At 73.2% G+C, this 26,168-nt stretch carries 23 protein-coding genes and 2 riboswitches; of the genes, 13 read left to right on the top strand and 10 right to left on the bottom strand.

What is annotated here, in order from left to right; genetic code table 11:
• Positions 1-12: 12 nt before the first annotated feature.
• From IFT72_RS08255 to IFT72_RS08235, 5 genes are all read right to left on the bottom strand, one after another.
• Positions 13-873 (bottom strand): ABC transporter permease, encoded by an 861-nt coding sequence (locus IFT72_RS08255; protein WP_056056599.1) that lies wholly within the window; start codon positions 871-873, stop codon positions 13-15.
• Entirely contained in the window at positions 860-1,843 is a 984-nt protein-coding gene (locus IFT72_RS08250) for an ATP-binding cassette domain-containing protein (protein WP_192046115.1), read from the bottom strand. Before IFT72_RS08250 ends, IFT72_RS08255 begins: the two co-directional genes overlap by 14 nt.
• Positions 1,844-1,854: 11 nt before the next feature.
• Entirely contained in the window at positions 1,855-2,979 is a 1,125-nt protein-coding gene (locus tag IFT72_RS08245) for a DUF2092 domain-containing protein (protein ID WP_192046114.1), read from the bottom strand.
• 233 nt (positions 2,980-3,212) lie between these two features.
• Positions 3,213-3,527 carry an antibiotic biosynthesis monooxygenase gene (locus IFT72_RS08240; RefSeq protein ID WP_192046113.1) on the bottom strand — a complete coding sequence of 105 codons (315 nt, stop codon included), beginning with the start codon at positions 3,525-3,527 and terminating at the stop codon, positions 3,213-3,215.
• A gap of 71 nt (positions 3,528-3,598) precedes the next feature.
• Positions 3,599-4,081, bottom strand: a complete 483-nt coding sequence (locus IFT72_RS08235; protein WP_056056592.1) for an FBP domain-containing protein — start codon at positions 4,079-4,081, stop codon at positions 3,599-3,601.
• A 423-nt stretch (positions 4,082-4,504) separates the two neighbouring features.
• Between IFT72_RS08235 and IFT72_RS08230 the strand changes: the two genes are divergently transcribed.
• The 7 genes from IFT72_RS08230 to gcvP all read left to right on the top strand — a co-directional run bounded on the left by IFT72_RS08230 (position 4,505) and on the right by gcvP (position 12,977).
• Positions 4,505-5,353 (top strand): putative protein N(5)-glutamine methyltransferase, encoded by an 849-nt coding sequence (locus tag IFT72_RS08230; RefSeq protein WP_192046112.1) that lies wholly within the window; start codon positions 4,505-4,507, stop codon positions 5,351-5,353.
• Positions 5,354-5,404: 51 nt separating this feature from the next.
• Positions 5,405-5,863 (top strand): SseB family protein, encoded by a 459-nt coding sequence (locus IFT72_RS08225; protein ID WP_082514536.1) that lies wholly within the window; start codon positions 5,405-5,407, stop codon positions 5,861-5,863.
• 77 nt (positions 5,864-5,940) lie between these two features.
• Positions 5,941-6,432 (top strand): hypothetical protein, encoded by a 492-nt coding sequence (locus IFT72_RS08220; protein WP_056056588.1) that lies wholly within the window; start codon positions 5,941-5,943, stop codon positions 6,430-6,432.
• Positions 6,429-7,820, top strand: a complete 1,392-nt coding sequence (locus IFT72_RS08215; RefSeq protein ID WP_192046111.1) for an HD domain-containing protein — start codon at positions 6,429-6,431, stop codon at positions 7,818-7,820. The genes IFT72_RS08220 and IFT72_RS08215 overlap by 4 nt, the downstream gene beginning before the upstream one ends.
• Positions 7,821-7,894: 74 nt before the next feature.
• Positions 7,895-7,998: riboswitch (glycine riboswitch) on the top strand.
• Position 7,999: 1 nt separating this feature from the next.
• A riboswitch (glycine riboswitch) is annotated at positions 8,000-8,113 on the top strand.
• A gap of 106 nt (positions 8,114-8,219) precedes the next feature.
• A complete protein-coding gene (gcvT, locus tag IFT72_RS08210; protein ID WP_192046110.1) occupies positions 8,220-9,539 on the top strand; it encodes a glycine cleavage system aminomethyltransferase GcvT in 1,320 nt (439 codons plus the stop codon).
• A gap of 130 nt (positions 9,540-9,669) precedes the next feature.
• Positions 9,670-10,047, top strand: a complete 378-nt coding sequence (gcvH, locus tag IFT72_RS08205; protein WP_167259769.1) for a glycine cleavage system protein GcvH — start codon at positions 9,670-9,672, stop codon at positions 10,045-10,047.
• 101 nt (positions 10,048-10,148) lie between these two features.
• The gene (gene gcvP / locus IFT72_RS08200; protein ID WP_244634360.1) at positions 10,149-12,977 is read left to right on the top strand and encodes an aminomethyl-transferring glycine dehydrogenase; all 2,829 of its coding nucleotides are present in this window, start codon (positions 10,149-10,151) and stop codon (positions 12,975-12,977) included.
• An 82-nt stretch (positions 12,978-13,059) separates the two neighbouring features.
• On the opposite strand, the gene IFT72_RS08195 is transcribed toward gcvP, so the two are convergent.
• Positions 13,060-13,854, bottom strand: coding sequence for a CPBP family intramembrane glutamic endopeptidase (locus IFT72_RS08195; RefSeq protein ID WP_235491319.1), 795 nt, complete (start codon positions 13,852-13,854; stop codon positions 13,060-13,062).
• A gap of 282 nt (positions 13,855-14,136) precedes the next feature.
• On the opposite strand from IFT72_RS08195, the gene IFT72_RS08190 reads away from it, so the two are divergent.
• From IFT72_RS08190 to IFT72_RS08175, 4 genes are all read left to right on the top strand, one after another.
• The gene (locus IFT72_RS08190) at positions 14,137-15,759 is read left to right on the top strand and encodes an ABC transporter substrate-binding protein (RefSeq protein WP_192046108.1); all 1,623 of its coding nucleotides are present in this window, start codon (positions 14,137-14,139) and stop codon (positions 15,757-15,759) included.
• A 151-nt stretch (positions 15,760-15,910) separates the two neighbouring features.
• A complete protein-coding gene (locus IFT72_RS08185; RefSeq protein ID WP_192046107.1) occupies positions 15,911-16,840 on the top strand; it encodes an ABC transporter permease in 930 nt (309 codons plus the stop codon).
• Positions 16,830-17,783, top strand: coding sequence for an ABC transporter permease (locus tag IFT72_RS08180; RefSeq protein WP_192046106.1), 954 nt, complete (start codon positions 16,830-16,832; stop codon positions 17,781-17,783). The genes IFT72_RS08185 and IFT72_RS08180 overlap by 11 nt, the downstream gene beginning before the upstream one ends.
• Positions 17,780-19,540, top strand: coding sequence for an ABC transporter ATP-binding protein (locus IFT72_RS08175; RefSeq protein ID WP_192046105.1), 1,761 nt, complete (start codon positions 17,780-17,782; stop codon positions 19,538-19,540). The genes IFT72_RS08180 and IFT72_RS08175 overlap by 4 nt, the downstream gene beginning before the upstream one ends.
• Positions 19,541-19,645: 105 nt before the next feature.
• Here IFT72_RS08175 and IFT72_RS08170 read toward each other — a convergent pair whose 3' ends face one another.
• A complete protein-coding gene (locus IFT72_RS08170; RefSeq protein ID WP_192046104.1) occupies positions 19,646-19,873 on the bottom strand; it encodes a hypothetical protein in 228 nt (75 codons plus the stop codon).
• 179 nt (positions 19,874-20,052) lie between these two features.
• Here IFT72_RS08170 and typA point away from each other — a divergent pair, with 179 nt between their 5' ends.
• Entirely contained in the window at positions 20,053-21,963 is a 1,911-nt protein-coding gene (typA, locus tag IFT72_RS08165; protein ID WP_056056572.1) for a translational GTPase TypA, read from the top strand.
• A gap of 131 nt (positions 21,964-22,094) precedes the next feature.
• Positions 22,095-22,619, top strand: coding sequence for a hypothetical protein (locus IFT72_RS08160; protein WP_056056570.1), 525 nt, complete (start codon positions 22,095-22,097; stop codon positions 22,617-22,619).
• Between the two features lie 46 nt (positions 22,620-22,665).
• Here the strand turns inward: IFT72_RS08160 and efeB are convergent, their stop codons facing one another.
• Genes efeB through efeU form a run of 3 tightly spaced genes read right to left on the bottom strand, consistent with a single transcriptional unit; the run spans position 22,666 to position 26,121 of the window.
• Positions 22,666-24,012 carry an iron uptake transporter deferrochelatase/peroxidase subunit gene (gene efeB, locus IFT72_RS08155; protein WP_192046103.1) on the bottom strand — a complete coding sequence of 449 codons (1,347 nt, stop codon included), beginning with the start codon at positions 24,010-24,012 and terminating at the stop codon, positions 22,666-22,668.
• Positions 24,013-24,025: 13 nt separating this feature from the next.
• On the bottom strand, positions 24,026-25,219 hold the full coding sequence (gene efeO, locus IFT72_RS08150) for an iron uptake system protein EfeO (RefSeq protein WP_192046102.1): 1,194 nt from the start codon (positions 25,217-25,219) through the stop codon (positions 24,026-24,028).
• Positions 25,216-26,121: an iron uptake transporter permease EfeU gene (gene efeU / locus IFT72_RS08145; RefSeq protein WP_192046101.1), complete on the bottom strand. Its 906-nt coding sequence runs from the start codon at positions 26,119-26,121 to the stop codon at positions 25,216-25,218. The genes efeO and efeU overlap by 4 nt, the downstream gene beginning before the upstream one ends.
• Positions 26,122-26,168 lie beyond the last annotated feature (47 nt).

Below are 26,168 nucleotides of genomic sequence, written 5' to 3'. Positions count from 1 at the left end.
CACCGGCTCAGCTCAGCTGAGCACGTCCTTCGTGGTGAAGCGGCCGAGCGCGAGCGCGCCGAACACGGCGACGTAGCCGGCCTGCAGCAGGGCGTTGTCGGCGAAGTTCCCCCACGAGACGGGGTCGCGCATCAGGTCGGCGAAGCCGAGCCAGTAGTGGGTGAACAGCCAGGGGTCGAGGGCGTCGAGCTGCGGCAGGGCGTCGACGATCTGGGCCACGGTCGAGAGCACGATGGTCGCGGCCATGGCGCCCACCGGCACGCTCGTGAGCGTCGACGCGAAGAGGCCGATCGCGCTGAGGCCGAGCAGCGAGATCGTCACGTAGAGCGCCATCAGCAGCAGGCGGCCGACGTAGTCGCCCACGCCGATGGTCTGCCCCGAGAGCAGGGTGACCGGCCCGACGGGGAAGAGCGCCGCGCCGGCGATCGCGCCGAAGACGACGACGACGAGGGTGGCCACCAGGCAGAAGAGGGCCGCCCCGGCGTACTTGACGAGCACCAGGCGCACCCGCCCCACGGGCGTCACGAGGAGGTAGCGCAGGGTGCCGAGGCTCGCCTCGCCGGCGACGGTGTCGCCGGCGACCACGCCCACGGTGAGCGGCAGGAAGAGCGGGATCGCCACCGTGAGCGCCGTCAGCGACACGAAGAGGCCGTTCTGGGTGATGTCGCCGAGGAAGGCCGGGCCGTCGCCGCCGCCCTCCGACCCGTCGGTCGTGACGCGCACGGCGACGGCGAGCAGCACGGGGATGAGCGCGAGGGCCGCGAGCAGCGCGATCGTGCGCACGCGTCGGAAGAGCACGGCGACCTCGCTGCCGAGCAGTGCGAGGCCGCTGCCCCGGCGGGCGGGGCGGGCGGGAGCGTCAGCCGGCGACATCGAAGCCCTCCCCGGTCAGGTCGACGAAGCGGTCCTCCAGGCTGGCACCGGCGACCTCGAAGCCGCGCACGCGCACGTCGGCGGCCACGAGGGCGGCGACGATCGACTCGGGCGAGGGGCCCGGCTGCGGCAGCTCGGCCTCGACGTGCGTCGGCCCGGTGCCGGGCGCCGCGCCGACCGGGTCGGGCGCGAGGCCGAGGCGCGAGAGCACCTCGCGGGCAGGCCCGGGGTCGGGGGTCAGCAGCCGCACCCGGTGGGCGCCGAGGGCTCGCAGGTCGTCGAGCGTGCCCTGCGTGAGCAGGCGACCGGCGCTCATCACGCCGATGTGGGTGCACATCTGCTCGACCTCGGCGAGGAGGTGGCTCGAGACGAACACCGTCGTGCCCTCGTCGGCCAGGGAGCGGATGAGGCCGCGCACCTCGCGCGTGCCCTGCGGGTCGAGTCCGTTGCTCGGCTCGTCGAGCACGAGCAGGTCGCGCGGCATGAGCAGGGCGGCGGCGAGGCCGAGGCGCTGCTTCATGCCGAGCGAGTAGGCGTGGGCCTTCTTGTCGGCGGCGTGGCCGAGGCCGACACGGTCGAGCGCGGCGCCGACGCGGGCCCGGCGGGTCGCCGACGGCGCGCTCCGGTCGCCCGAGTCGAGGCGGGCGAGGTTCGCCCGACCCGAGAGGAAGGGGTAGAAGGCCGGGCCCTCGACGAGCGCTCCGACGCGGGGCAGGACGTCGCGCGACCGCTCGGGCATCGACTCGCCGAGCACCCGCGCCTGGCCGTCGGTCGCGGAGGTGAGGCCGAGCAGCATGCGGATGGTGGTCGTCTTGCCCGAGCCGTTCGGCCCGAGGAACCCGTAGACGCTGCCGCGCGGCACCGCGAGGTCGACGTCGGCCACGGCGCGCTGCCGGCCGAAGGCCTTGCTGAGCCCCCGCGTCTCGATCGCGAGGGCGTCGTCGGCGGGGGCCTCGGCGGCGTCGGTCACCGGGCTGTCGGTCACCGGCCGGCGGCGGCGGTGCGGAGGGCGTCGGCGTCCACGGACCCCACCCACACCCGGCCGTCGTCGGCCAGGAAGACGCTGACCAGCGAGGTCTGCAGCACGCGGCCGCCGTCGACGGCGGTGGTCACCTGGTCGAGCAGCGCGGCGGCGTCGCCGGCGTCTCCCTCGGCCTGGTCAGCGGGCTGGCCGCCCACGGCTGCGTCCGTCGACGTCGAGGCCGGCAGGCCGACGACGGTGCTCCAGCCCGACCCCACGACGGTCGGGCGCTCGCCCTGGGCCTCGGAGCCGTGGCCGTCGTGGCCGGTGCCCTCGGCGGGCGGCGTCACCTCGGTGACGTCGGCCCCGGCGGGCGCCGTGAAGTCGAACACGTCGGAGTCGGGGGCCCGGAAGTCCACGTCGGTGAAGCCCACCGAGAAGGCCGGGTCGGCCTGGCCCTTCGCGGCCACGACGACCTTGAGGGGAACGCCGGTCTCGGCGTCGACGGTGAGCGTGGCACTGCCGACGAGCGTCGAGGCGTCGTCGGGGGTGAGGACGATCTGGTACGCGTCACGGCCGGCGACGGAGACGTCGTCGCTCGTGGTCACGGTCGTGCTGGGCTCGACGGCGGCCACGAGGGCGTCGGCCAGCTCGGCGGGCGTCTGCGGCACCGCGGTGCCGTCGGGCAGCGTGCTCGGCAGCTCGCGGGCCTCGTGCTCGGGCAGGGTGGCGTGCGTCGCCTCCTTGGTGCTGCTGTCCCAGGCCCAGACGCTGTCGCCGTCGCGCACGACGTCGCGCTCGGCGAGGTCCTCCACGACCTGGACGCGCTGCTTCGACGCGCCGTCGACGAAGACCTGGGCGGTGTGGCTGCCGGTCAGCAGCTCGAGGGCCTGCGAGACGGAGTCGCCCGAGCCCCCGCGCGAGGCCGAGGCCGGCAGCTCGGGCAGGCCCAGGTCGCTGGTCTGCTCGACGGTGCCGGAGAACGCGGCGTCGGAGCTGCCCGCGATCATCTGGAGGATCTGCGACGCCGACTTGTCGGGCAGCGAGACCTCGGCGTTCGCCGAGACGGCGGGCACGACGACGCCGGCGGCGACGACGGCGACCGGGACGGCCGCGGCGGTGATCCAGCGGGCGGACTTCTTCATGGTGACGACACCTCTCGGGTCGACCCGGACGGGTCGGCGACTGGGCAGCAGGGTACGCGGGAAGCCTGGAGTCCACTGGGGACGCGGGGCACGGCAGTTCGACGTCGAGGCACCCGGCCCCTGCGCCCTCGTGCATCGCACGGTGCCGACGAACCACGTCCTCGCACGGGAACCACGCCGCGGCCTGGTTCCGGTGCGAGGACGTGGTGCCTCGGCGGGTCGGTCGGGGCGGGCTAGAGCTCGACGACCTCGAACTCGAGCAGGTCGGCGCCCGAGGCGACGGGCCGGCGCGGGGCCTCGGCACCGTCCGCGGGAGGCCCGGCGTGGGCCGCCTTCGCGCCCGTCTCGGACCACGCGCGGAACGACTCCTCGTCGGCCCAGGTCGTGACGACGAAGTACCGCGACTCGCCCGCGACGGGGCGGAGCAGCTGGAACCCCTCGAAGCCGGGGGCCCCGTCGACCGAGTGCTTGCGGGCGGCGAAGCGCGACTCCAGCTCGGAGCCGGCCCCCTCGGGCACGTGGATGGCGTTGATCTTGACGACGGACACGGGGTCTCCCTCTGCGGTTCGTGGGGCGCGGTGCCGACCGGCACCGCGCCTCCTCGACGATAGGGCGGTGGTCAGGCCGTCTTCATGACGTTCGCCGTGAATCCTCGGACGCGCTCGGTGAGGCCCGCGGCCCGGCGGTCGATCTGCTCGGGCGGGTTGAGGTGCGGCGGCGCGACCCGGATCAGCAGCGAGCACGCGAGGTCCTCGCAGATGTAGGTGCCGACGGTGTCGCCGTTGGCTCCCGCCTCGCCCGCCTTCGGCGCCGTGAAGAGCCGCACCTGCGTGGCCGGCTGGGGGGAGTGGCAGAGCGAGCACATCGCCGCGATGCCGGGGCGGAGCGAGGCACCGGAGGAGCGCACGACGAGGCCCACCGGTCGGTCGTCCACCCAGTGCACGATGTAGCCGCGCTGGTGGGCCTGCGGGTCGCGCCAGCCGAGGAACTCGCGCTCGCTCCAGAGCATCTCGTGCAGGCCGGGGATGGGCAGGCGGTCCAGGTCGCCCGGCAGGGCGTTGACGAACGACTCGCGGATGTCGGACTCGGTCAGCGGCTTCATGTTCTCCCTCGTGCCGTCGGTGCTGCGAGCCTACGCGGCCCGGCCGCGCCGCCGCCGGGCGTGGGCCTGGTGCGGTGCGTGTGCGCGTGCCGTGCCGATGCGGCGGGTCCCTGTCCTCGTGGGCGGGCCCGCGCCGGCCCGCCGGGGAGGACGGCGACCCGCCGACCGTCCCCGGGCTCCTGGCCGGGCACGGTGCCGGGGGAGGTCCGGACCTGGCGGTCTGGATCCGCTGATCCACTCTGGAGTGGATCAGCGGATCCGGGGCCCGTCCCGTGCGGGCTCGGTGCAGGAGGAACAGGGGGTGCGGCGAGTCCGCGTCCTCGTGGGCGGGCCCACGATGGCCCGCCGGGGAGGAGGGCGACCCGCCGCACCACTGCCGGGGAGGACAGTGACCCGCCGCACCCCGGGGCCTACGCTGGCGGCGTGGTCGAGCAGCGGGCGGGGCAGCGAGCCGAGCAGGGCGACGAGCAGCACGTCGTCGACCGCCTGCGCGCCGCCGGCTGCGTCTTCGCGGAGGACGAGGCCCGGCTGCTCGTCGAGGCCGCGACCGGCGGCGAGCGCGAGGCGATGGTCCGTCGCCGCGTCGCCGGCGAGCCCCTCGAGCAGGTGCTCGGCTGGGCGTCCTTCGACGGCCTGCGCGTCCCCGTCGTGCCGGGGGTGTTCGTCCCGCGTCGCCGCACCGAGCTGCTCGTCGACGTCGCCGACGCCCTCCTCGACGGCACGGTCGCCGGAGCCCCCGTCCGCCGCGGCGCCCCCGCCCGCCCCGTCGTCGTCGAGCTCTGCTGCGGCGTCGCCGCCGTCTCCGCGGCCCTGCTGCACCGCCGCCCCGCCCTCGACCTCGTGGCGGCCGACCTCGACCCCGCCGCGGTCGGCCGTGCCCGGCGCACCCTCGGCGACCGCGCGTCCGTGCTCGAGGGCGACCTGTTCCGGCCGCTGCCCCCGCGCCTCCTCGGCCGGGTCGACGTGCTGGTCGCCAACGCGCCGTACGTCCCGACGGGCGCGATCGCGACGATGCCGCCCGAGGCGCGCCTCCACGAGTCCGTGCTCGCCCTCGACGGCGGCGCCGACGGGCTCGACCTGCACCGGAGGATCGCGGGGGAGGCGCGGGCCTGGCTCGCCCCCGGCGGCAGCCTCCTGGTCGAGACGAGCGAGGCGCAGGCCGACGCCACGGAGGCCCTGCTGGCCGCGGCCGGACTCGTCACCCGCGTGCACCGCGACGACGACCGCGACGCGACGGTCGTGGCGGGCCGGTCGGAGGCGCGGGTCGGCTGACGCGCCGACCCCACGGAGCCGACTCGGAGGTCGACCGGGCAGGATCGACGGATGACCGCTACGGAGAACCGCGAACCGACCGCCCTCGAGCAGGCCATCAGCAAGGGCCAGGCAGGGGAGGGAGACATGAACTCCGTCCTCGCCGAGTTCGTCAACTCGCAGGTCGTGGTGCCCACCGCGACCGACGCCCAGGAGTCCCTCAACGACCTGCAGCCCGTGCTGTTCGACCGCGAGGGCACGCCGATGCTCGCCGCCTTCACCCACGTCGACATGGTCGGCGAGCAGGTGAAGGGCGTGGCGCAGTACACGGCCGTGCTGCCCGCCGCCGAGCTCGTGCAGGCCATCCCGGCCCAGACCGGCCTCGTCGTGAACCCCGGCAACGCCGAGGGCTTCGAGATGCTGCCCGAGGGCGTGGCCCAGCTCGCCGGCGACGTCCGCGCGCTGGTGGCGGCCCACCAGGCCGCCGGCTCGCCCGAGCCCGGGCAGCCCGGCACGCCCGCCCAGGCCTGACGCCCCGGCTCGACCTCCCCGACGCCCCGACCGCGACCCCGCGGCCGGGGCGTCGTCCGTGGCAGGATCGGCGCACCATGACCTCCGCCACGCCGCAGCCCACCGACGTCGTCTCCGCCGCCCTCGCGATGCCCCCGTCGCCCGCGGTCGTCTTCCGCTCGAGCGCGGAGGAGGCGCTGCCCGCGACGCCGTTCCGCGTCACGGTGCCGACGCCCGCGAGCCTCGACCCGCTGGTGGCCTCCGACAACCTCGGCTGGCCGACGCTCGTCGCCGTCGTCACGCGCACGGGCCGCGACCTCTCGGCGCTCTCGTCGCAGCCCTGGCAGCGCGAGTGGCTGCTGCTGCCGGGCACGACGTACGTGGCCGTGCCCTCGCCGCCCGAGCTCCTCGCCGGCGTCCGCGTGCTCGTGCTCGACGAGGTCGTCGACGACGGGGGCGCCTCGCAGGCCCAGCTCCCGCCCGACATCGCCGTGCTCATGGCGCACGTGCGCGACGCGGTGCTCGCGGCCGACGAGCGCGACGACGTGCCGGTGCCGTTCCCCGGCCGCTTCACCGGCCCCCTGGCGTGACCGACGCGGGCGGCCGCCGGGCCGCACCGGGCCTCGTCGTGCCGACCCGCGCCTCCTCGGCCGTCGTCGGCGTGCTGACGGACCTCGGCCTCCGCCCCCTCGTGGTGGGCGGCACCGTGCGCGACGCGCTGCTCGCCGAGAGGCGCGGCCTGCCGCCCGAGCCTCCCCGCGACCTCGACCTGGAGGCGCACGGCGACGTGTCGACCGAGGTGCTCGGGGCCGCGCTCGCCCCGCTCGGCCCCGTCGCCGTCCGCGGCGCGGCCTTCCTCGTCGTCTCGGTCGTCGTCGACGGCGAGGAGGTCGAGGTGTCGGTCGAGCCGCTCGTGCCGGGTCAGAGCGTCGCCGAGGCCGACCGAGCCGCCGCCGCCCGTCGCGACCTCACCGTCGGCGCCATCGCCTGGGACCCGGTCTCGCACGAGCTCGTCGACCCGCACGGCGGCGAGGCCGACCTCGCGCGCGGCGTGCTGAGGCACGTCTCCGAGCACTTCGGCGACGACCCGCTGCGCGGCCTCCGCGTCGTGCAGCTGGCCGGCCGGCTCGGCTTCGCGGTCGCCGCGGAGACCGCCGCCCTCTGCCGCGAGCTGCTGCCCGCCGCGGCCGACCTGCCCGTCGAGCGGATCTGGGCCGAGTGGCGGAAGCTCGCGCGCCGGGCGGTCCACTGGCCGGAGGCGCTGGTCGCCCTGGAGCAGACCGGCTGGCTCGCGCGGTGGCCCGACCTCGCGGCCGTGCGCGACGTGCCGCAGGATCCGGCCTGGCACCCCGAGGGCGACGTGTGGACCCACCTCGGGCTGGCGGCCCGCGCCGCAGCCACGGCCGCCGAGGAGGAGGGCACGGCCCCGGCCGACCGTGAGGTGGCCGTGCTCGGGGCCCTGCTGCACGACCTCGGCAAGGCCACGCACACGCAGCTCGGCGACGACGGGCGCGTGCGGTCGCTCGGGCACGCCGAGGCCGGGGTCGACCCCGCCAGGCGCACGCTCGCCGCGATGGGGGCGCCCCGCGCCGTCGTGGAGCGGGTGCTGCCGGTGGTCCGCGAGCACATGACCCACGTCTCGGTGCCGGGGCGTCCCTCCGGCCCCGCCGTGCGGCGGCTGCGCCGACGGCTCGCGCCTGCCGGGCTCGACGACTGGGCGCGGGTCGTCGACGCCGACGCGGCCGGGCGGGCCGGGGCGTCCCGTCGGGGGGCCGCCGACGCCTGGCGCGAGGTCTCCGCGGCGACGCCGCCGACGCCGGGGCGCGGCCTGCTCACGGGGCGCCACCTCATCGACGCCGGGCTGACGCCGGGGCCGGTGTTCCGCGAGACCCTCCGGGCCGCGGCGGCGGCGGAGGACGACGAGGCCTACGTCGACGAGGCCGGCGCGGTGCGCTGGCTGGCCGCCCGGCTCGGCTGAGCCGCTCGCCCCCACGAAACCTGCTCGTCACACGCCGCCTGTAGGCTGCCCCCCACAACCGAACATCGGGCCACGAACACGTCGCGGGAGAGCTCCGGTGCGCAGATGCTGCGCCGACCGGGCACCGAAGGAGCAAGCTCCCCGCCAATCTCTCAGGTACGCGTACCGCGACGGACTGGCCACTCTGAAAAGCAGGAGGCACCGCGCCGTCGTCAGGTCGGCCGACGTCCTCCTCGCCCACGGTGAAAACCGACCTCGGTCGGTGAAGCTCTCAGGCCCATGACAGAGGGGGAGCCGCGACCAGCGACGCTGGCCGCTGCCCACCCCGTCGTGCAGGTGCTGCACGGCATCGCTCCCGGCCGGCGACACCCGCGGCCGGGCCGTCCCTCCAGGAGTCCGATGTCCGACGCGTCCTCGAACCTGCCCGCCGCCCCCGGCCCCACCGACGCCGACCTCGTCGACGACGAGCTCGAGCCCGAGGCCCCCGTCGGCGCGGAGGCCGTCGGCGACGTCGTCACCGGCGACGACGGCACCGAGGGGGTCGCGACCGGCCCGGGCGCCGGCGACCTCGAGGTCGTCGACGGCGCGGAGGCCGAGGCGCTCGCCGCCGACGAGCCCGACGAGCGGCTGAGCCCGCTGCACGACGTCCACGTCGCGGCGGGCGCGAGCTTCACCGACTTCGCCGGCTGGCAGATGCCCGTCCGCTACAGCTCCGACCTCGCCGAGCACCACGCCGTGCGCACCGCCGCCGGCCTCTTCGACCTCTCGCACATGGCCGAGATCGCCGTCTCCGGCCCCGAGGCCGGGGCCTTCCTCGACCGGGCGCTGGCCGGCACCCTCTCGACCATCGCGGTCGGCCGCGCGAAGTACTCGCTGCTGCTCAGCGCCGAGGGCGGCATCGTCGACGACCTGGTCGTGTACCGGCTCGAGGACGACGACTTCCTCGTCGTGGCGAACGCGTCGAACCGCGACGCGGCCTTCTCCGCCCTCGCGACCCGCGCCTCCGGCTTCGACGTCACGGTCGACGACGAGAGCGACGACACCGCGCTGATCGCGATCCAGGGGCCCGAGGCCGAGGGCGTCCTCGACGAGCTGGTCACGAGCGACCGCCTCCAGCCCGACGCGCCGCTGTCGACGCTCCGCTACTACCGCGTGCTGCAGGGCACCTTCGACGACGCGCCCGTGCTGATCGCCCGCACCGGCTACACCGGCGAGGACGGCTTCGAGCTCTACCTCGACCCCGAGACCGCGCCCGAGCTGTGGGCGGCGCTCGCCGAGGCCGGCGCGCCCCGCGGCGTCGTCCCCGCGGGCCTCGCCAGCCGCGACACCCTCCGCCTCGAGGCCGGCATGCCCCTCTACGGGCACGAGCTCGGGCTCGACGTGCGACCCGCCCAGGCCGGGCTCGGCCGCGTCGTCGACACCTCGAAGGAGTTCGTCGGCAAGGCCGGCGTCGAGCCCGCGCCCGACGCCCGCGTGCTCGTCGGCCTCGCGCTCGAGGGCCGCCGCGCCGCCCGCGCCGGCTACCCGGTGGTCACCGACGACGGCACGGTCGTCGGCGAGGTCACCTCGGGGGCGCTGTCGCCGACCCTCGGCCACCCCGTCGCCATGGCGTTCGTCGACCCCGAGGTCGTCGAGCGGGGCCCCGGCCTCGCCGTCGACGTGCGCGGCACGGCGATCCCGGCGGCGGTCGTCCCGCTGCCGTTCTACAAGCGCTCCTAGCCCGGCCGCTCGCTCGCCCGCGGCCGGCCCGCCCGGCCGGCACCGCGCCTCCCGCACCGCCCTCCCGCACCGCCCCCACGACCCCAGCCCCCGCCTCCGTCGCACGACGGCCCCCACGAAAGGCCCGGCCATGACCGACCTCACCGCCCTGAAGTACACCTCTGAGCACGAGTGGCTGCTCATCGACGGCGACACCGCCACCGTCGGCATCACCGACTACGCGGCCGACAAGCTCGGCGACGTCGTCTACGTCGACCTGCCCGCCGAGGGCACCGAGGTCGAGACCGGCAAGGTCGTCGGCGAGATCGAGTCGACCAAGTCGGTCGGCGAGCTCTTCGCCCCCGCGCTCGGCACCGTGCTCGAGGCGAACCAGGCCGTCGTCGACAGCCCCGACCTCGTCAACAGCGACCCGTTCGGCGAGGGCTGGCTGATCAAGATCACCCTGTCGTCGAGCGACCAGGTCGGCCTCCTCTCTCGCGACGAGTACGTCGCCTTGACCGCCGAATGAGCGCCGTGACCGAGGGCAGCGTGTTCGGCGACTGGTCCGACCGCGCCGCGACCGGCTTCGTCGACCGCCACGTCGGCACGACCACGGCCGAGCAGCGCGCCATGCTCGACGTGCTGGGGCACGACAGCGTCGCCTCGCTCGTGAGCGCCGCGGTGCCCGACAGCATCCACGCGTCCGCCGTCGAGGGCTCGGTGCTGCCCGCCCCGATCGGCGAGGAGGAGGCGCTGGCCGAGCTCCGCGGGCTCGCCGACCGCAACCGCGCCTCCCGCAGCATGATCGGCCTCGGGTACCACGACACCGTGACCCCGGCCGTGATCCGCCGCAACGTGCTCGAGAACCCGAGCTGGTACACGGCCTACACGCCGTACCAGCCCGAGATCTCGCAGGGCCGCCTCGAGGCCCTGATCAACTTCCAGACCATGGTCTCCGAGCTGACCGGCCTGACGACCGCCAACGCGTCGATGCTCGACGAGGGCACGGCCGTCGTCGAGGGCATGCTGCTCGCCCGCCGCGCGTCGAAGGCGCCGAGCGACGTCTTCGTCGTCGACGCGGACGCGCTGCCGCAGACGAAGGCGCTGCTGGCCGGCCGCGCCGAGGCCGTCGGCGTCGAGATCGTCGAGCTCGACCTCGCGACGACCGCGCCCGCCGACCTGCCGGCCGCCTTCGGCGTCTTCGTGCAGTACCCGGGCGCCTCGGGCGCCGTGTGGGACCCTGAGCCCGTCGTCGAGGCCGCCCACGCGGCCGGGGGCCTCGCGGTCGTCGCCGCCGACCTGCTCGCGATGACCCTGCTGCGGGCGCCCGGCGAGTTCGGCGCCGACGTCGCCGTCGGCACGAGCCAGCGCTTCGGCGTGCCCATGGGCTTCGGGGGCCCGCACGCGGGCTACATGGCCGTCCGCACCGGTCTCGAGCGTCAGCTGCCCGGGCGCCTCGTCGGCGTCTCGCAGGACGCCGAGGGGCACCCCGCCTACCGGCTCAGCCTCCAGACGCGCGAGCAGCACATCCGCCGCGAGAAGGCGACCTCGAACATCTGCACCGCCCAGGTGCTGCTCGCCGTGATGGCCTCGATGTACGCGGTCTACCACGGCCCGTGGGGCCTCCGGCACATCGCCGGGCGCGTGCACGACCACGCCGTCGACCTCGCCGCGGCGATCACGGCCAGCGACCTCGAGCTCGAGCGCGACTCGTTCTTCGACACCCTGCAGGTCTTCGTGCCCGGCCGGGCCCGGGAGGTCGTCGCCAGCGCCCACGAGCGCGGCTACCTGCTCTGGGCCGTCGACGACGACTGCGTGCGCTTCTCCTTCGACGAGACGACCACCCGCGACGACGTCGCGGTGGTGGCCGACGTGCTCGGCGTCACGCTGCCCCCGCTCGACGCGGCGGCGCGGGTCGAGGTCCTGCCCGAGGCGGCCCTCCGCACCTCGGACTACCTGACGCACCCGGTCTTCCGCACCCACCGCAGCGAGACCAGCATGATGCGCTACCTCAAGCACCTCGCCGACAAGGACTACGCGCTCGACCGCGGCATGATCCCCCTCGGCAGCTGCACGATGAAGCTCAACGCCGCGACCGAGATGGCCGCGGTGACCTGGCCGGAGTTCGCCGGGGTCCACCCGTTCGCCCCGGCCTCCGACGTCGAGGGCTACCTCGAGATGATCGGTCAGCTCGAGGGCTGGCTCGCGGAGGTCACCGGCTACGACACCGTCTCGCTGCAGCCGAACGCGGGCAGCCAGGGCGAGCTCGCCGGCCTCCTCGCGATCCGCGGGTACCACCGCGCGAACGGCGACCTCGCCCGCACGGTCTGCCTCATCCCGCAGAGCGCGCACGGCACGAACGCCGCAAGCGCCGTCCTCGCGGGCCTCCGCGTCGTCGTCGTCGCCTGCAACGAGCAGGGCGACGTCGACCTCGCCGACCTGCGGGCCAAGGTCGCCGAGCACGCCGACGACCTCGCCGCGCTGATGATCACGTACCCGTCGACGCACGGCGTCTACGAGCACGACATCCGCGAGGTCACCGACGCCGTCCACGCGGCCGGCGGCCAGGTCTACGTCGACGGCGCGAACCTCAACGCCCTGCTCGGCGTCGCGCGCTTCGGCGAGTTCGGGGGCGACGTCTCGCACCTCAACCTCCACAAGACGTTCTGCATCCCCCACGGCGGCGGCGGCCCCGGGGTCGGGCCGGTCGCGGCGAAGGCGCACCTCGCGCCGTTCCTGCCCGGCCACCCGCTCGCGCAGCAGGCCGACCGCCGCACCGGCGCCTCCGCCGCCGGTGCGGGCGAGCGCCTCGCACACGGGGGCGTCCCCGTCTCGAGCGCCCCCTACGGGTCGCCGAGCATCTTGCCGATCAGCTGGACCTACGTCCGGATGATGGGCACGGAGGGCCTCACCGCCGCGACCGGCGCCGCCGTGCTCGCCGCGAACTACGTCGCCGCCCGCCTACGCGAGCACTACCCGGTGCTGTACTCGGGCGAGAACGGCCTCGTGGCGCACGAGTGCATCCTCGACCTGCGCCCGCTCCGCGACGCCACTGGCGTGACGGTCGACGACGTCGCGAAGCGCCTGGTCGACTACGGCTTCCACTCGCCGACGATGTCGTTCCCGGTCGCTGGCACGCTGATGGTCGAGCCGACCGAGAGCGAGGACCTCGCCGAGATCGACCGCTTCGTCGACGCGATGATCGCCATCAAGGCGGAGGCCGACCAGGTCGCCGCCGGTCGCTGGTCGGTGGAGGAGAGCCCGCTGCGCGGCGCGCCGCACACGGCGGAGTCGGTCATCTCGGGGGAGTGGTCGCGTGACTACACCCGCGACGAGGCCGTCTACCCCGTCCGGTCGCTCGTGCGCGGCAAGTACTGGCCGCCGGTGCGCCGCATCGACCAGGCCTGGGGCGACCGCAACCTGTTCTGCGCGTGCCCGCCGGTGGAGGCGTTCGCCTAGGCGCCGTCCGCGCCCACCGACGGCGTCCCCGCCCACGGCGCCCCGGCCGCCCCGCGAGAGCGGAGCGGCCGGCGCCCCGTCGTCAGCTCGGCAGGCCGAAGAACGAGGGGAAGGTCGCGGCGGCCCACGGGTAGCCCACGAAGACCGCGGCGTCCATCAGCACGTGCGCGACGACGAGCGGCAGCACGCGCCCGGTGCGCGCGTACAGCCAGCCGAAGGCCAGCCCCATCACGAGGTTGCCGACGAACGCGCCGAACCCCTGGTACAGGTGGTACGTGCCCCGGAGCAGGGCCGCCGTGACGATGATGGGCCAGGTCCGCCAGCCGAGGTCGCGGAGGCGCGCGAAGAGGTAGGCGACGACGATGACCTCCTCGGTGACGCCGGCGCGCAGGGCCGAGAGCAGCAGCACCGGCACCGTCCACCAGTGCTGCGCGAGGTCGGTGGGCACCACGGTCACCGTGAGGTCGAGGGCCTTCCCGACGAGGTAGAGGCCGATGCCCGGCACGCCGATCGCGAGGGCGATGCCCGCTCCGCCCGCGACGTCGCGGCCCGCGCGCGAGAAGTCGACCCCGAGACGGCCGAGGTGCGGCCGGGCCTCCCGCCAGAGCAGGAAGGCCACCAGCAGCACCGGCACGAGGTCGACCGCGATGCCCATCAGCTGGTAGAGCAGGTCGAAGACCGGCCGGTCGCTGAGCGACGAGTTCAGCGTCGCGGTCTGCTGCGAGAGGGCGACGTCGCGGGTCAGCCGGTTCGCCAAGGACAGGAGCGAGTACACCGCGGAGGCGCCGAGCGACAGGGCGAGGACGATCGCGATCTCCGCCCGCACGCGCCCCCGGGAGGGCACCCCGCCGTCGTCCGCCAGCCGGGCCCTCGTCACGTCGCTCACGCGGCTGATCGTACGGGACGGCCACACCTGTCGTGCGGGGCCAGGGATGATAGCGGCAGCCTCGGGGATTCCTCGCAGCAGATCCATGCGAGATGCAGGCCCCACGCGCAACGAACCGTGCGTCGACGCAACGAATCGGCGAGTTGGTTTCCGTCGTGTAACCGTTCTCCGTGAGGTTTGGTGATGCCTCCGGGCGGTGCTTAGGGTACTTGCATCCAACGCGGCACGGCTCATGGGGGCTGTGCTGCGTCCTTTCTTGCATCAGGAGGAACATTGAAGAAGACGCGCATGGGCCTCGGGGCCATCGCCGTCGTGGGGACGGCAGCACTCGTCCTCACGGGCTGCGCCAGCGGTGGGGACTCGGGCGACTCCGCCTCGGGCGACTCCAGCGCCATCATCTCGACGAACGGCACCGAGCCGGAGAACCCGCTGATCCCCTCCGACACCACGGAGACCGGCGGCGGCCGCATCGTCACCTCGATCTTCTCGGGTCTCATCAGCTACAACGCTGACGGCACGACGAAGAACGAGGTCGCCGACAGCATCGAGAGCGACGACGCCACCCTCTGGACCGTCAAGCTCAAGGACGGCTGGAAGTTCACCGACGGCACCGACGTCACCTCCGAGTCCTTCACGAAGGCCTGGAACTGGGCCGCGAGCTTCGACAACGCGGCCACCTCCTCGGGCGCCTCGTTCTTCGAGAACTTCAAGGGCTACGACGACACCGCCCAGAGCGACCTCGCCCTGACCGTGGTCAGCCCCACCGAGTTCACCGTCGAGCTGTCGGCCCCCGAGGCCGACTTCCCGCTGCGCCTCGGCTACTCGGCCTACTCGCCGCTGCCCGAGTCGTTCTACGCCGACCCGGCCGCCTTCGGCGAGAACCCCGTCGGCAACGGCCCCTACATGCTCGACGGCGAGGGCGCCTGGACCCACAACCAGGGCATCAAGCTGGTGACGAACCCCGACTACGACGGCAACCGCAAGCCGAAGAACGGCGGGCTCGACATCAACTTCTACACCTCGCTGGACTCGGCCTACGCCGACGTGCAGGGCGGCAACCTCGACGTGCTCGACCAGATCGGCCCGGCGGCGTTCCAGACGTACCAGAGCGACTTCCCGGACACGAACACCAACCAGCCGGCGGCCGTCTTCCAGGGCATGACCATCCCCCAGTACCTCGCGCACTTCGGTGACGACGAAGAGGGCAAGCTGCGTCGCCAGGCCATCTCGATGGCCATCAACCGCGACGACGTGACCAAGGTCATCTTCCAGGGCACGCGCACCCCCGCCAAGGACTTCACGTCCCCCGTCATCCCCGGCTACACCGACGAGCTGAAGGGCGAGGACGTCCTCTCGTTCGACGCCGACAAGGCGAAGGACCTCTGGGACCAGGCCGACGCGATCTCGCCCTACGGCGACACCGTGTTCACCATCGGCTACAACTCGGACGGCGGCCACCAGGAGTGGGTCGACGCCACGACCAACAGCATCGCCAAGACGCTGGGCATCAAGGCCGAGGGCAAGCCCTACCCGACTTTCGCCGAGTTCCGCACCGATGCCTCGGGCGGCGCCATGACTGGGGCCTTCCGCTCCGGCTGGCAGGCCGACTACCCGTCGCTGTACAACTTCCTGTCGCCGACGATGGCCACCAACGCCAGCTCGAACGACGGCAAGTACTCGAACCCTGAGTTCGACGAGCTGCTCGCCAAGGGCAGCGCGGCCAGCGACGTCGACGAGGCGAATGGCTACTACCAGAAGGCGCAGGAGATCCTCCTCGAGGACCTCCCCATCGTCCCGCTGTGGTACGCCAACGTGAACGGCGTCTGGGCCGACACGGTCAGCAACGTCGTCTACGGCTGGGACTCGGTCCCGCTCTACTCGGACATCACCAAGTAGGGTCGAGCCGCACCGCGCTCGACCGGCGCTCACGAGGGGTCCGGGCAGTGTCCACACTGTCCGGGCCCCTCGGCGGGCGTCACGGCCCTTTTTCCCGAACCACTCTCATGATTGCGACATCGATGCACGCGCAGACGTCTGAGGAGGCCTGATGCTCTGGTACACCGGGCGCCGGCTCCTCCAACTGATCCCCGTCTTCTTCGGGGCGACGTTCCTCATCTACTTCATGGTCTTCGCCCTCCCCGGCGATCCCGTCGCCGCGCTCTTCGGCGACAAGACCCCGAGCCCGGCCGTCATCGATGCCATCCGGGCCGAGTACAACCTCGACAAGCCGTTCATCGTGCAGTACCTGCTCTACATCGGCGGGCTGTTCACGGGCGACCTGGGCACCACGTTCTCCGGCCGCCCCGTGGCCGACGAGCTGGTGCGGGCGTTCCCGATCACGTTCCGCCTGGCCATGCTCGCCCTCGTCTTCGAGGCCGTCGCCGGCATCGTGGTGGGTCTCGTCGCGGGCCTCCGCAAGGGCAAGCTCTTCGACACGAGCGCCCTGGTCGTGAGCCTCCTGCTCATCTCCGTCCCGACCTTCGTCATCGGCTTCCTGCTGCAGTACGTCTTCGGCATCCAGCTGGGCCTGTTCCGCACGACGGTCAGCAGCCAGGCGCCGTGGTCCGAGCTCGTGCTTCCGGCGATCGTGCTCGCGTCGGTGTCGTTCGCGTACATCGTCCGCCTGACCCGCGCCTCCGTCGCGGAGAACTCCAGCGCCGACTTCGTCCGCACCGCCTCGGCCAAGGGCCTCACGCGGCGTCGCGTCGTCACAGTGCACATCCTCCGCAACTCGCTCGTGCCGGTGGTGACATACCTCGGCGTCGACATCGGCTCCCTGATGGTGGGCGCCATCGTCACCGAGGGCATCTTCAACATCCAGGGCGTAGGAGGCACGGTCTACCGCGCCATCACGCTCGGCGAGGGCCCGACCGTCGTGTCGTTCGTCGCGGTGATGGTCATCATCTTCATGCTGGCCAACCTGCTCGTCGACCTCCTCTACGCCCTTCTCGACCCGAGGATCCGCTATGCCAAGTAACGACTCGTCGGCACTCTCCGCCGACCACTTCGTCGCCGATCTCGAGGAGACGCCCGTCCGGGCCGTCGACGCGATCGACGAGTCCGAGAAGCCGCGCAGCAGCTGGAATGACGCGTGGGACAGCATGAAGCGTCGTCCGACCTTCTGGATCGCCGCCGGCCTGATCCTCGTCGTCGTCGTGGTCGCCCTGTTCCCCGGCCTCTTCACGAGCGTCGACCCGCGCGCCGCGGAGCTGACCAAGAGCAACCAAGGCGGCGAGAGCGGTCACCTGCTCGGCTTCACGCTGCAGGGCGCCGACGTCTTCTCGCGCATCATCTGGGGCACACGCGCATCGCTGACGGTGGGCCTGCTCGCGACCATCATCGTGACGCTGGTCGGCATCGTGATCGGTTCGCTCGCCGGGTTCTACGGCGGCTGGCTCGACGCGATCGTCTCGCGCATCGGCGACATCTTCTTCGCCATCCCCACGGTGCTCGGCGCCATCGTGCTCATGTCGATCCTGCCCACGCGCACGCCCCTCACGGTGGCGCTGGTGCTGTCGGTGTTCGCCTGGCCGCAGATCGCCCGCGTCATGCGCGGATCGGTGCTGAGCGCCCGCGGCAGCGACTACGTCACCGCCTCGGCCGCGCTCGGCGTCTCCCGGTTCCGCATCCTGCTCCGCCACGTCGTGCCGAACGCCATCACCCCGGTGATCGTCGTGGCGACCGTGTCGCTCGGGACGTTCATCGTCGCCGAGGCGACGCTGTCGTTCCTCGGCATCGGTCTGCCGCCGAGCACCATGTCGTGGGGCAACGACATCAACGCCGCGCGCACGTCGCTGCGGGTCTCGCCGGCGCCCCTGTTCTGGCCTGCCGCCGCGCTGTCCGTGACCGTGCTCTCGTTCCTCCTCATGGGCGACGTCGTGCGCGACGCCCTCGACCCGAAAGCGAGGGCACGCCGATGACCTCCGAGACCACCACGAGCCCCCGGGCAGAGCGCGCCGGCGAGCCCGGCGCTCCGCTGCTCGAGATCAAGGGCCTGAAGATCGGCTTCAAGACGCAGGCGGGCTACATCGACGCCGTGCGCGGGGTCGACATCACGATGCGCCAGGGCGAGAGCCTCGCCATCGTCGGCGAGTCGGGCTCCGGCAAGTCGACGACGGCCACGTCGATCATCGACCTGCTCCCCGGCACCGGCAAGGTCACCGGCGGGCAGATCCTCTTCGACGGGAAGGACCTCACGAAGGCCTCCGCCGCCGAGATGCAGGCCATCCGCGGTCGTGAGATCGGCTATGTCCCGCAGGACCCGATGTCGAACCTCAACCCCGTGTGGAGCATCGGCTTCCAGGTGGAGGAGGCAATCCGTGCGAACGGCATCGCCACCGGCAAGCAGGCGGTCCGTGCCCGAGCGATCGAGGTGCTCAAGGAGGCCGGGCTCGGCGACGCCGACCAGCGCCTCAAGCAGTTCCCGCACCAGTTCTCGGGAGGCATGCGCCAGCGCGTGCTGATCGGCATCGGCCTGTCGTCGCGCCCGAAGCTGCTCATCGCCGACGAGCCGACCTCGGCCCTCGACGTGACCGTGCAGCGACGCATCCTCGACCACCTCGAGAGCCTGACCCGCGACTACGGCACCTCGGTGCTCTTCATCACGCACGACCTCGGCCTCGCGGCCGAGCGCGCCGAGAAGCTCGTCGTGATGTACAAGGGCCGCGTCGTCGAGTCAGGTCCCTCGAAAGAGATCCTGGCGAACCCGCAGCACCCGTACACGAAGCGCCTGGTCGCGGCGGCCCCGAGCCTCGCGAGTCGTCGCATCCAGTCGACGATCGAGCCCGCCTCGACCGCGGACCTCGCCGTGACAGCCGCCGGGTCGGACGACGCCGAGCTGATCGCCCGCGCTCACCAGCGCGAGGAGGCCGGCAAGGCCGCCGCCGACTACATCACCGTCGACTCGCTGTCAAAGACGTACCGCATCCGTCAGGGCGGCTTCAAGACGACCGAGCTCAAGGCAGTCGACGAGGTCTCGTTCCGCATCCCGAAGGGCACCACCATGGCGCTCGTCGGCGAATCGGGCTCCGGCAAGTCGACGGTCGCGAAGCTCGTGCTGCAGCTCGAGTCGATCACGTCGGGCACGGTGTCGATCGGCGGGCAGAACGTCGGCGCCCTGCGCGGCAAGGAGCTCTTCGACTTCCGCCGCCGCGTGCAGCCGGTCTTCCAGGATCCGTATGGATCGCTCGACCCCATGTACAGCGTGGGCAACACGATTGCCGAGCCTCTGGCGACGCACGGCATCGGCGACCGGGCGAGCCGTCAAGCCCGTGTCCGGGAGCTGCTCGACCAGGTCTCGCTGCCCGCCTCGACGGTCAACCGGTACCCGAACGAGCTGTCGGGCGGTCAGCGTCAGCGCATCGCCGTGGCGCGCGCCCTGGCGCTGAAGCCCGACGTCATCGTGCTCGACGAGGCCGTCTCGGCGCTCGACGTGCTCGTGCAGGGCCAGATCCTCGACCTGCTGACCGACCTGCAGACCGAGCTCGGCCTCACGTACCTCTTCATCACGCACGACCTCGCCGTCGTCCGGCTCATCGCCGACAACGTCGCGGTCATGCAGAAGGGGCGCATCGTCGAGTCGGGCACCACCGACGACATCTTCGCGCAGCCGTCGAAGCAGTACACGCGCGAGCTGCTCGAGGCCATCCCCGGCGCGCACTTCGAGTTCGGCCGCTGAGGCCGGTCCCGCCGCGGGCGTACCCGCCGCGGGCGCAGCCGCTGCGGGCGGAGACAACGAAGGGCCCCACCGCGAGGTGGGGCCCTTCGCCGTCGTCGGCGGGCGTCAGGCCGAGTAGGTGAAGTTCCAGGTGCCCGAGCCGTTGTAGTACTTGCAGGCCGAGGTGATCGTCAGGCCGGTCTGGCGGTACGTCCTCGCGCCGGCGTTGCAGGCGGTGAGCGACGAGTAGCCGGGGGAGGTGCTCGAGACGGCCGCCTGTGCAGCGGCAGGGACCGTGAGGGCCCCCGCGACGAGGCCGAGTCCGAGCAGTGCCGAGGCGATTCGCCTGTTCATGGTGTCCTCCGTTCGTGCAGGCCCTGCGCCCGCTCCTTGCACGATCGCAGTACCCGTCGGGCCGGGCAAGGGGCCTTGTAGGGGACAACGCTCGTCCCCTTTACCACGTGCCGTAGACTGATCGGGCCGGGCTTCGTCCCGACCACTTCCCCCCTCACTCTTTCGTAAGGAATACATCCATGGCGACTGCCATCCGCAGCGACCTGCGCAACGTGGCGATCGTGGCCCACGTCGACCACGGCAAGACGACCCTCGTCGACGCCATGCTCAAGCAGACCAACTCGTTCGACGCGCACTTCGACACCGAAGACCGCATGATGGACGGCAACGAGCTCGAGCGCGAGAAGGGCATCACGATCCTCGCGAAGAACACCTCGGTGCTCTACAACGGTGCCCACGCGACCGACGGCCCGATCACGATCAACGTCATCGACACCCCCGGCCACGCCGACTTCGGCGGCGAGGTCGAGCGCGGCCTCTCGATGGTCGACGGCGTCGTGCTGCTCGTCGACGCGTCCGAGGGCCCGCTGCCCCAGACGCGCTTCGTGCTCCGCAAGGCCCTCGCGGCCAAGCTGCCCGTCATCCTGCTGGTCAACAAGACCGACCGCCCCGACGCGCGCATCGACGAGGTCGTGGCCGAGAGCCAGGACCTCCTCCTCGGCCTCGCCAGCGACCTGAGCGAAGAGGTGGAGGACCTCGACCTCGACGCCATCCTCAACGTGCCCGTCGTCTACGCCTCGGGCCGCAACGGCGCCGCGTCGACGAACAAGCCCGCCGACGGCTCGCTGCCCGACAACGACGACCTCGAGCCGCTCTTCGACGCGATCCTCACCCACGTGCCGGCGCCGCGCTACGACGACGAGCACCCGCTGCAGGCGCACGTCACCAACCTCGACGCCTCGCCGTTCCTCGGCCGCCTCGCGCTCCTCCGCGTCTTCCACGGCACCCTGCAGAAGGGCCAGACCGTCGCCTGGGTCAAGTCCGACGGCACCGTGCAGAACGCGCGCATCACCGAGCTCCTGGTGACGAAGGCCCTCAGCCGCTACCCGGCCGAGAGCGCGGGCCCCGGCGACATCGTCGCCGTCGCCGGCTTCGACACGATCACCATCGGCGAGACCCTCTCCGACCCTGAAGACGTCCGCCCGCTGCCGACCATCACGGTCGACGACCCGGCCATCTCGATGACCATCGGCACGAACACCTCGCCGATCATCGGCAAGGTCAAGGGCCACAAGCTGACCGCCCGCATGGTCAAGGACCGCCTCGACCGCGAGCTGGTCGGCAACGTCTCGCTCAAGGTCGTCGACATCGGACGCCCCGACGCGTGGGAGGTCCAGGGCCGCGGCGAGCTCGCGCTGGCCATCCTCGTCGAGCAGATGCGCCGCGAGGGCTTCGAGCTCACCGTCGGTAAGCCGCAGGTCGTCACCCGTCGTGACGAGAACGGCAAGCTGCAGGAGCCCTTCGAGCACATGACCATCGACGTGCCCGACGAGTACCTCGGCGCCGTCACGCAGCTGATGGCCGCCCGCAAGGGCCGCATGGAGAACATGGCGAACCACGGCTCGGGCTGGGTCCGCATGGAGTTCATCGTCCCCTCGCGCGGCCTGATCGGCTTCCGCACGCAGTTCCTCACCGACACGCGCGGCACCGGCATCGCCAACGGCATCAGCCACGGCTACGGCCCCTGGGCCGGCGAGATCTCGACCCGCACCAACGGCTCGATCATCGCCGACCGCTCCGGCGTCGTCACCCCCTTCGCGATCATCAACCTGCAGGAGCGCATGTCGTTCTTCGTGCAGCCGACCGAAGAGGTCTACGAGGGCATGGTCGTGGGCGAGAACTCGCGCGCCGACGACATGGACGTCAACATCACCAAGGAGAAGAAGCTGACCAACATGCGTCAGTCGACGGCCGACAACTTCGAGTCGATGACGCCCTCCAAGGTGCTCTCGCTCGAGGAGGCCCTCGAGTTCGCCGGTGACGACGAGTGCGTCGAGGTCACCCCCGACGCGATCCGCATCCGCAAGGTCGAGCTCGACGCCAGCGCCCGCCAGCGCAGCACCGCTCGCCTGAAGAAGCAGAACGCGTAGCGCTCCGCACAGAACGCCGTCAGGAGGCGCCCCACCGGCCGGTGGGGCGCCTCCCGTCGTCCGGGGGCCCGGTGGGTGCACCCGCCGCACGTTCTACGACGTCGCCCAGTCGCGGCCGCTACGGTCGTCGCGTGACCTCGACACCGGCCCGCCCCGCCCGCACCCGCCTCGTCCGCTCCGCCACCGGCCTGTTGCTCGCTGCCGGGCTCGTCGGCGGGCTCACCGCCTGCAGCTCGCTCGACAACGTCGTGGGCAGCGCCGTCGACCAGGGCGTCGAGAGCGTGCGCGGCACGGTCGAGGGCGCCGTCGGCGACGCCGTCAGCGAGGCCCTCGGCGGCGCCAGCGTCTCGACCGACGGCACCCTGCCCGAGTCGTTCCCCGCCGAGGTGCCGCTGCTCGACGGCACGGTGCGCGGGGGAGGCGCGGGGCCCGACGGCTCGGGCTGGGTCGCGCAGCTCGCCGTGGCGAGCCTCGACGACTTCGCGACGGCCCAGGCGGCGCTCGAGGCGGCCGGGTACTCCGCCGCGGGGGTGAACGTCGACGCCGACACCGCGCTCGGCACGTTCACCGGCCCGACGTACCGCGTCGTGCTCACGATCACGACGCAGGCCTCTGACGGCGCGGTGCTGGCGACCTACGTCGTCACGCCCGTCTAGGCGCCGCAGCCGGCGCGGTGACGATCGCCCCGGGAGACCGCGCCGCTCAGCCGAGCAGGGTCTCGCCGACCCAGCCGCCCTCCGACGCGCCCGGCGGCACGGCGAAGATCGCCGAGCCGACGTGCTTGAGGTACTCGTTCATCCGGTCGTTCCTGGCCAGGGCGGTCTGGATCGGCACGAACTGCCGCCGCGGGTCGCGCTGGAAGCACAGGAAGAACAGCCCGGCGTCGAGCCGCCCGAGCTGGTCGTTGCCGTCGACGAAGTTGTAGCCGCGGCGCAGCAGGGTCGCTCCGCCGTTCTGGTCGGGGTGGGCGAGGGCGACGTGCGAGTCCCGCGCGATGGCGGGCCCCGAGCCGTCCGTCGCCGCGGCCGAGAAGTCGGGCGCGGTGAACTCGTCGCCGCCGGAGAGCGGCGCTCCGTCGCGCTTGTCGCGGCCGACCACGGTCTGCTGCTCGGCCAGCGACGCGTGGTCCCACGTCTCGATCGTCATGCGGATCTTGCGGGCGACGAGGTACGAGCCGCCGTCCATCCACGCGCTGCCGTCCGAGCCCGCGGCCCAGACGCCCTCCTCGACCGCCGCGGTGTCCTCGGCCTTGAGGTTGGCCGTGCCGTCCTTGAAGCCGAACAGGTTGCGGGGCGTGCTCTGGCCGCGGGTCGTCGACGAGGTGCGGCCGAAGCCGAGCTGCGACCACCGGAGGGAGGCCCGGCCGAAGGCGATGCGCGAGAGGTTGCGGATGGCGTGCACCGCGACCTGCGGGTCGTCGCTGCACGCCTGCACGCAGAGGTCGCCGCCGGTCAGGGCCTCGACGAGCTGGTCGCCCGAGAAGTGCGGCAGGTCGACGAGGGCGGCGGGCCGTCGGGAGGCGATGCCGTAGCGGTCGGCGCCGGTCGCGTCGGTGAAGAGGGTCGGGCCGAACCCGATGGTCACGGTGAGCCCGGCCGCGGGCAGGCCCAGCGCCTCCCCGGTGTCGTCCGGGGGAGCGAGCGGCGACCCGCCGACGGAGCCGGCCTCGCTCACGTCGAGGCCCTGGGTCAGGCGGGCCGCCGCCGCGCTCCAGTCGCGGAGCAGCGACACGAGGTCGTCACGCGTCGTGCCCCCGGCCATGTCGAACGAGGCGAAGTGCAGGCGGTCCTGGGCGGCGGTGACGATGCCCGACTGGTGACGGCCGGCGAAGGGGTAGCGGGCGGACGCGCCGGAGGCGCCCGTCGCGTGGGCCTGGACGGCGCGGTCGGCCCCGACCCCGACCCCGGCGCCGAGCACCCCCGCGCCCACGCCCGTGCCCAGCAGGCCGAGCAGGCCCCGCCGGGAGATGCCGCCGCGGGGGGCGCGTGCCTCGCCCGAGCCCGGGGCCGTGCCCTCGTGCTGCTCGTCGTGCCGCTCGTCGTCCGTCACGCCCGGCCGCCCGTCAGCTCACCAGCGCGGCGGTGAGCTCGCTGAGGGGCTCGCTGAGCGCGTTGACGGCGTCGCTGAGCGACTTGGTGTCGGCCGTGGTGAGCTCCGTGTAGCTCGGGAAGCCGGCGTCGAGGCTGCCGTACGAGGCGAGCAGCTCCTCGAGCGCGGCGAGCTTCCCGTCGATCCGGTCGGTGAGCTCAGGGTCCTTCTCGGCGACGATGTCGCGGACGCCCTCGTAGGCGACGCGGGCGCCCTCGAGGTTGGCCTGGAAGTCGTAGAGGTCGGTGTGCGACCAGATCTCCTCCTCGCCGGTGATCTTGCCGGTCGCCACCTCGTCCATCAGGCCGACGGCGCCGTTGCTGATCATGTCGATGCCGACGGTGAAGTCCGGGGCGGTGACGGCGGCCTGCAGGTCGGCCGTGTCGGCGGTGAGCAGGTCGGCGAAGCGCCCTCGCTCCTCAGGCGTCAGGGGCACGTACGCCTCGCCGCCGTTGTCGTCGGCCGTCGGCTGCCAGAGGTCCTTCTCGATGCGGTGCCAGCCCGTCCACTCGGTGCCCGGCTCGACGTCCGCCTCGCGGAAGTCGATCTTCGGGTCGAGGTCGCCGAACGACTCGGCCACGGGCTCGATGCGCTCGTAGTGGGCGCGCGCGGAGGGGTAGAGCGACCGGGCCGTCGCGTCGTCGCCGGCGCGGTACGCGTCGAGGAAGGCCTGGGTCGCCGGCACGAGCTGGCCGACCTGGTCGTCGACGTAGGCGACGTACGCGGCGGCGGCCGCGTCGACCTGCTCCTTCTCCGTGCCGACCGGCGTCACGGCCGTGCCGGAGTCGGTGACGGTGAACGGCGCACGGACGCCCTCGCCGACGAGGCCGGGGATGCAGGCGGTGTAGTAGTCGCCCGGCTGCACGGCGACGGTGATCGAGGCCGTCGTGCCCGGCCCGATGTTCTCCTTCTCGCTGACGATGCGGAGGCCGTCGTCGCCGAGCAGCTCGAACTCGGTCTCGTCGCTGCCCGCGTTGGTCATGGTGAAGGTCACGGGGCCGCTCGGCACCGAGGTCGCCGAGACCTCGCAGCGGTCGCCGTCGCCCTGGACGGAGACGGTCGTGGCGCCGGCCGTGGCCGACCCGCCGGGGGAGTTGGCGACGCAGCCGGTGAGGGCGAGGGCGGTGAGCAGCGCTCCGGCTCCGAGGGCGAGGGGGCGAGCGGTCATCGGGGGGCTCCTGCGGTGGTGGGGGCGGTGGTCGAGGGGTCGGTGGCCGCGGCGTCGGGGTCGACGGCGTCGGCGGTGCCGGAGGCGCGGGGCGCCCGGCGGGGCCCGCGGGTGGCGGCGGTGAAGAGCGGCAGCACCACGGCGAGGTAGGCGAGCCAGGCGGCCACCTGCAGCCAGCTGGGAGTCGCGGTGAAGTTCACGAGGCCCTGCAGCAGCGTGCCCCACCAGCTGGTCGGCGGCACGGCGGCGCTGACGTCGAAGGCGAGGGCCGTGCGGCCGGGCAGCACGCCGGCCTCCTGGAGGTCGCCGACGCCGTAGGCGAGCACCCCGGCCGCCACGACGACGAGCAGGTAGCCGGTGACGGCGAAGAAGCGGCGGAGGTCGACGCGGACGACCCCGCGGAAGATGAGCACCTCGATCGCGACCGCGGTGAGGATGCCGAGGAGGGCGCCGAGCACCGGGGCGTCGCCGCCGCCGGTCGACTGGACGGTCGCCCAGACGAACAGGGCCGTCTCGAGCCCCTCCCGGCCGACCGAGACGACGCCGAGCACGACGACGGCCCAGGCGCCGCCCGCGAGCGCGCGGTCGAGGCCGGACTCCAGCTCGCCGCGCATGCTGCGGGCCGTGCGCGCCATCCAGAACACCATCCAGGTGACGAAGGCCACGGCGACGACCGACAGGCCGCCTCCGATGATCTCCTGGGCCTGGAAGGTCAGCCCGTAGGCGCCGAAGGTGAGGAGGGCGCCGAACCCGAGCGAGAGGACGACGGCGGCGGCGACCCCGGCCCAGAGTCGGGGGAGGACGTCACGACGGTCGACCTTGACGAGGTAGGCGACGAGGATGCCGACGACGAGGGCGGCCTCGAGGCCCTCACGGAGTCCGATGAGGTAGTTCGCGAGCACAGGTGCGGCTTTCGGGTGGGGGACGGCGGGCCGGTCCGTCGGGGCGA

The organism is Frigoribacterium sp. CFBP 8754 (genome assembly GCF_014841815.1).
Classification (GTDB): Bacteria; Actinomycetota; Actinomycetes; order Actinomycetales; family Microbacteriaceae; genus Frigoribacterium; species Frigoribacterium endophyticum.
Note: the sequence above shows the minus strand (reverse complement) of the source record. Positions and strands in the feature narration are given on the sequence as shown.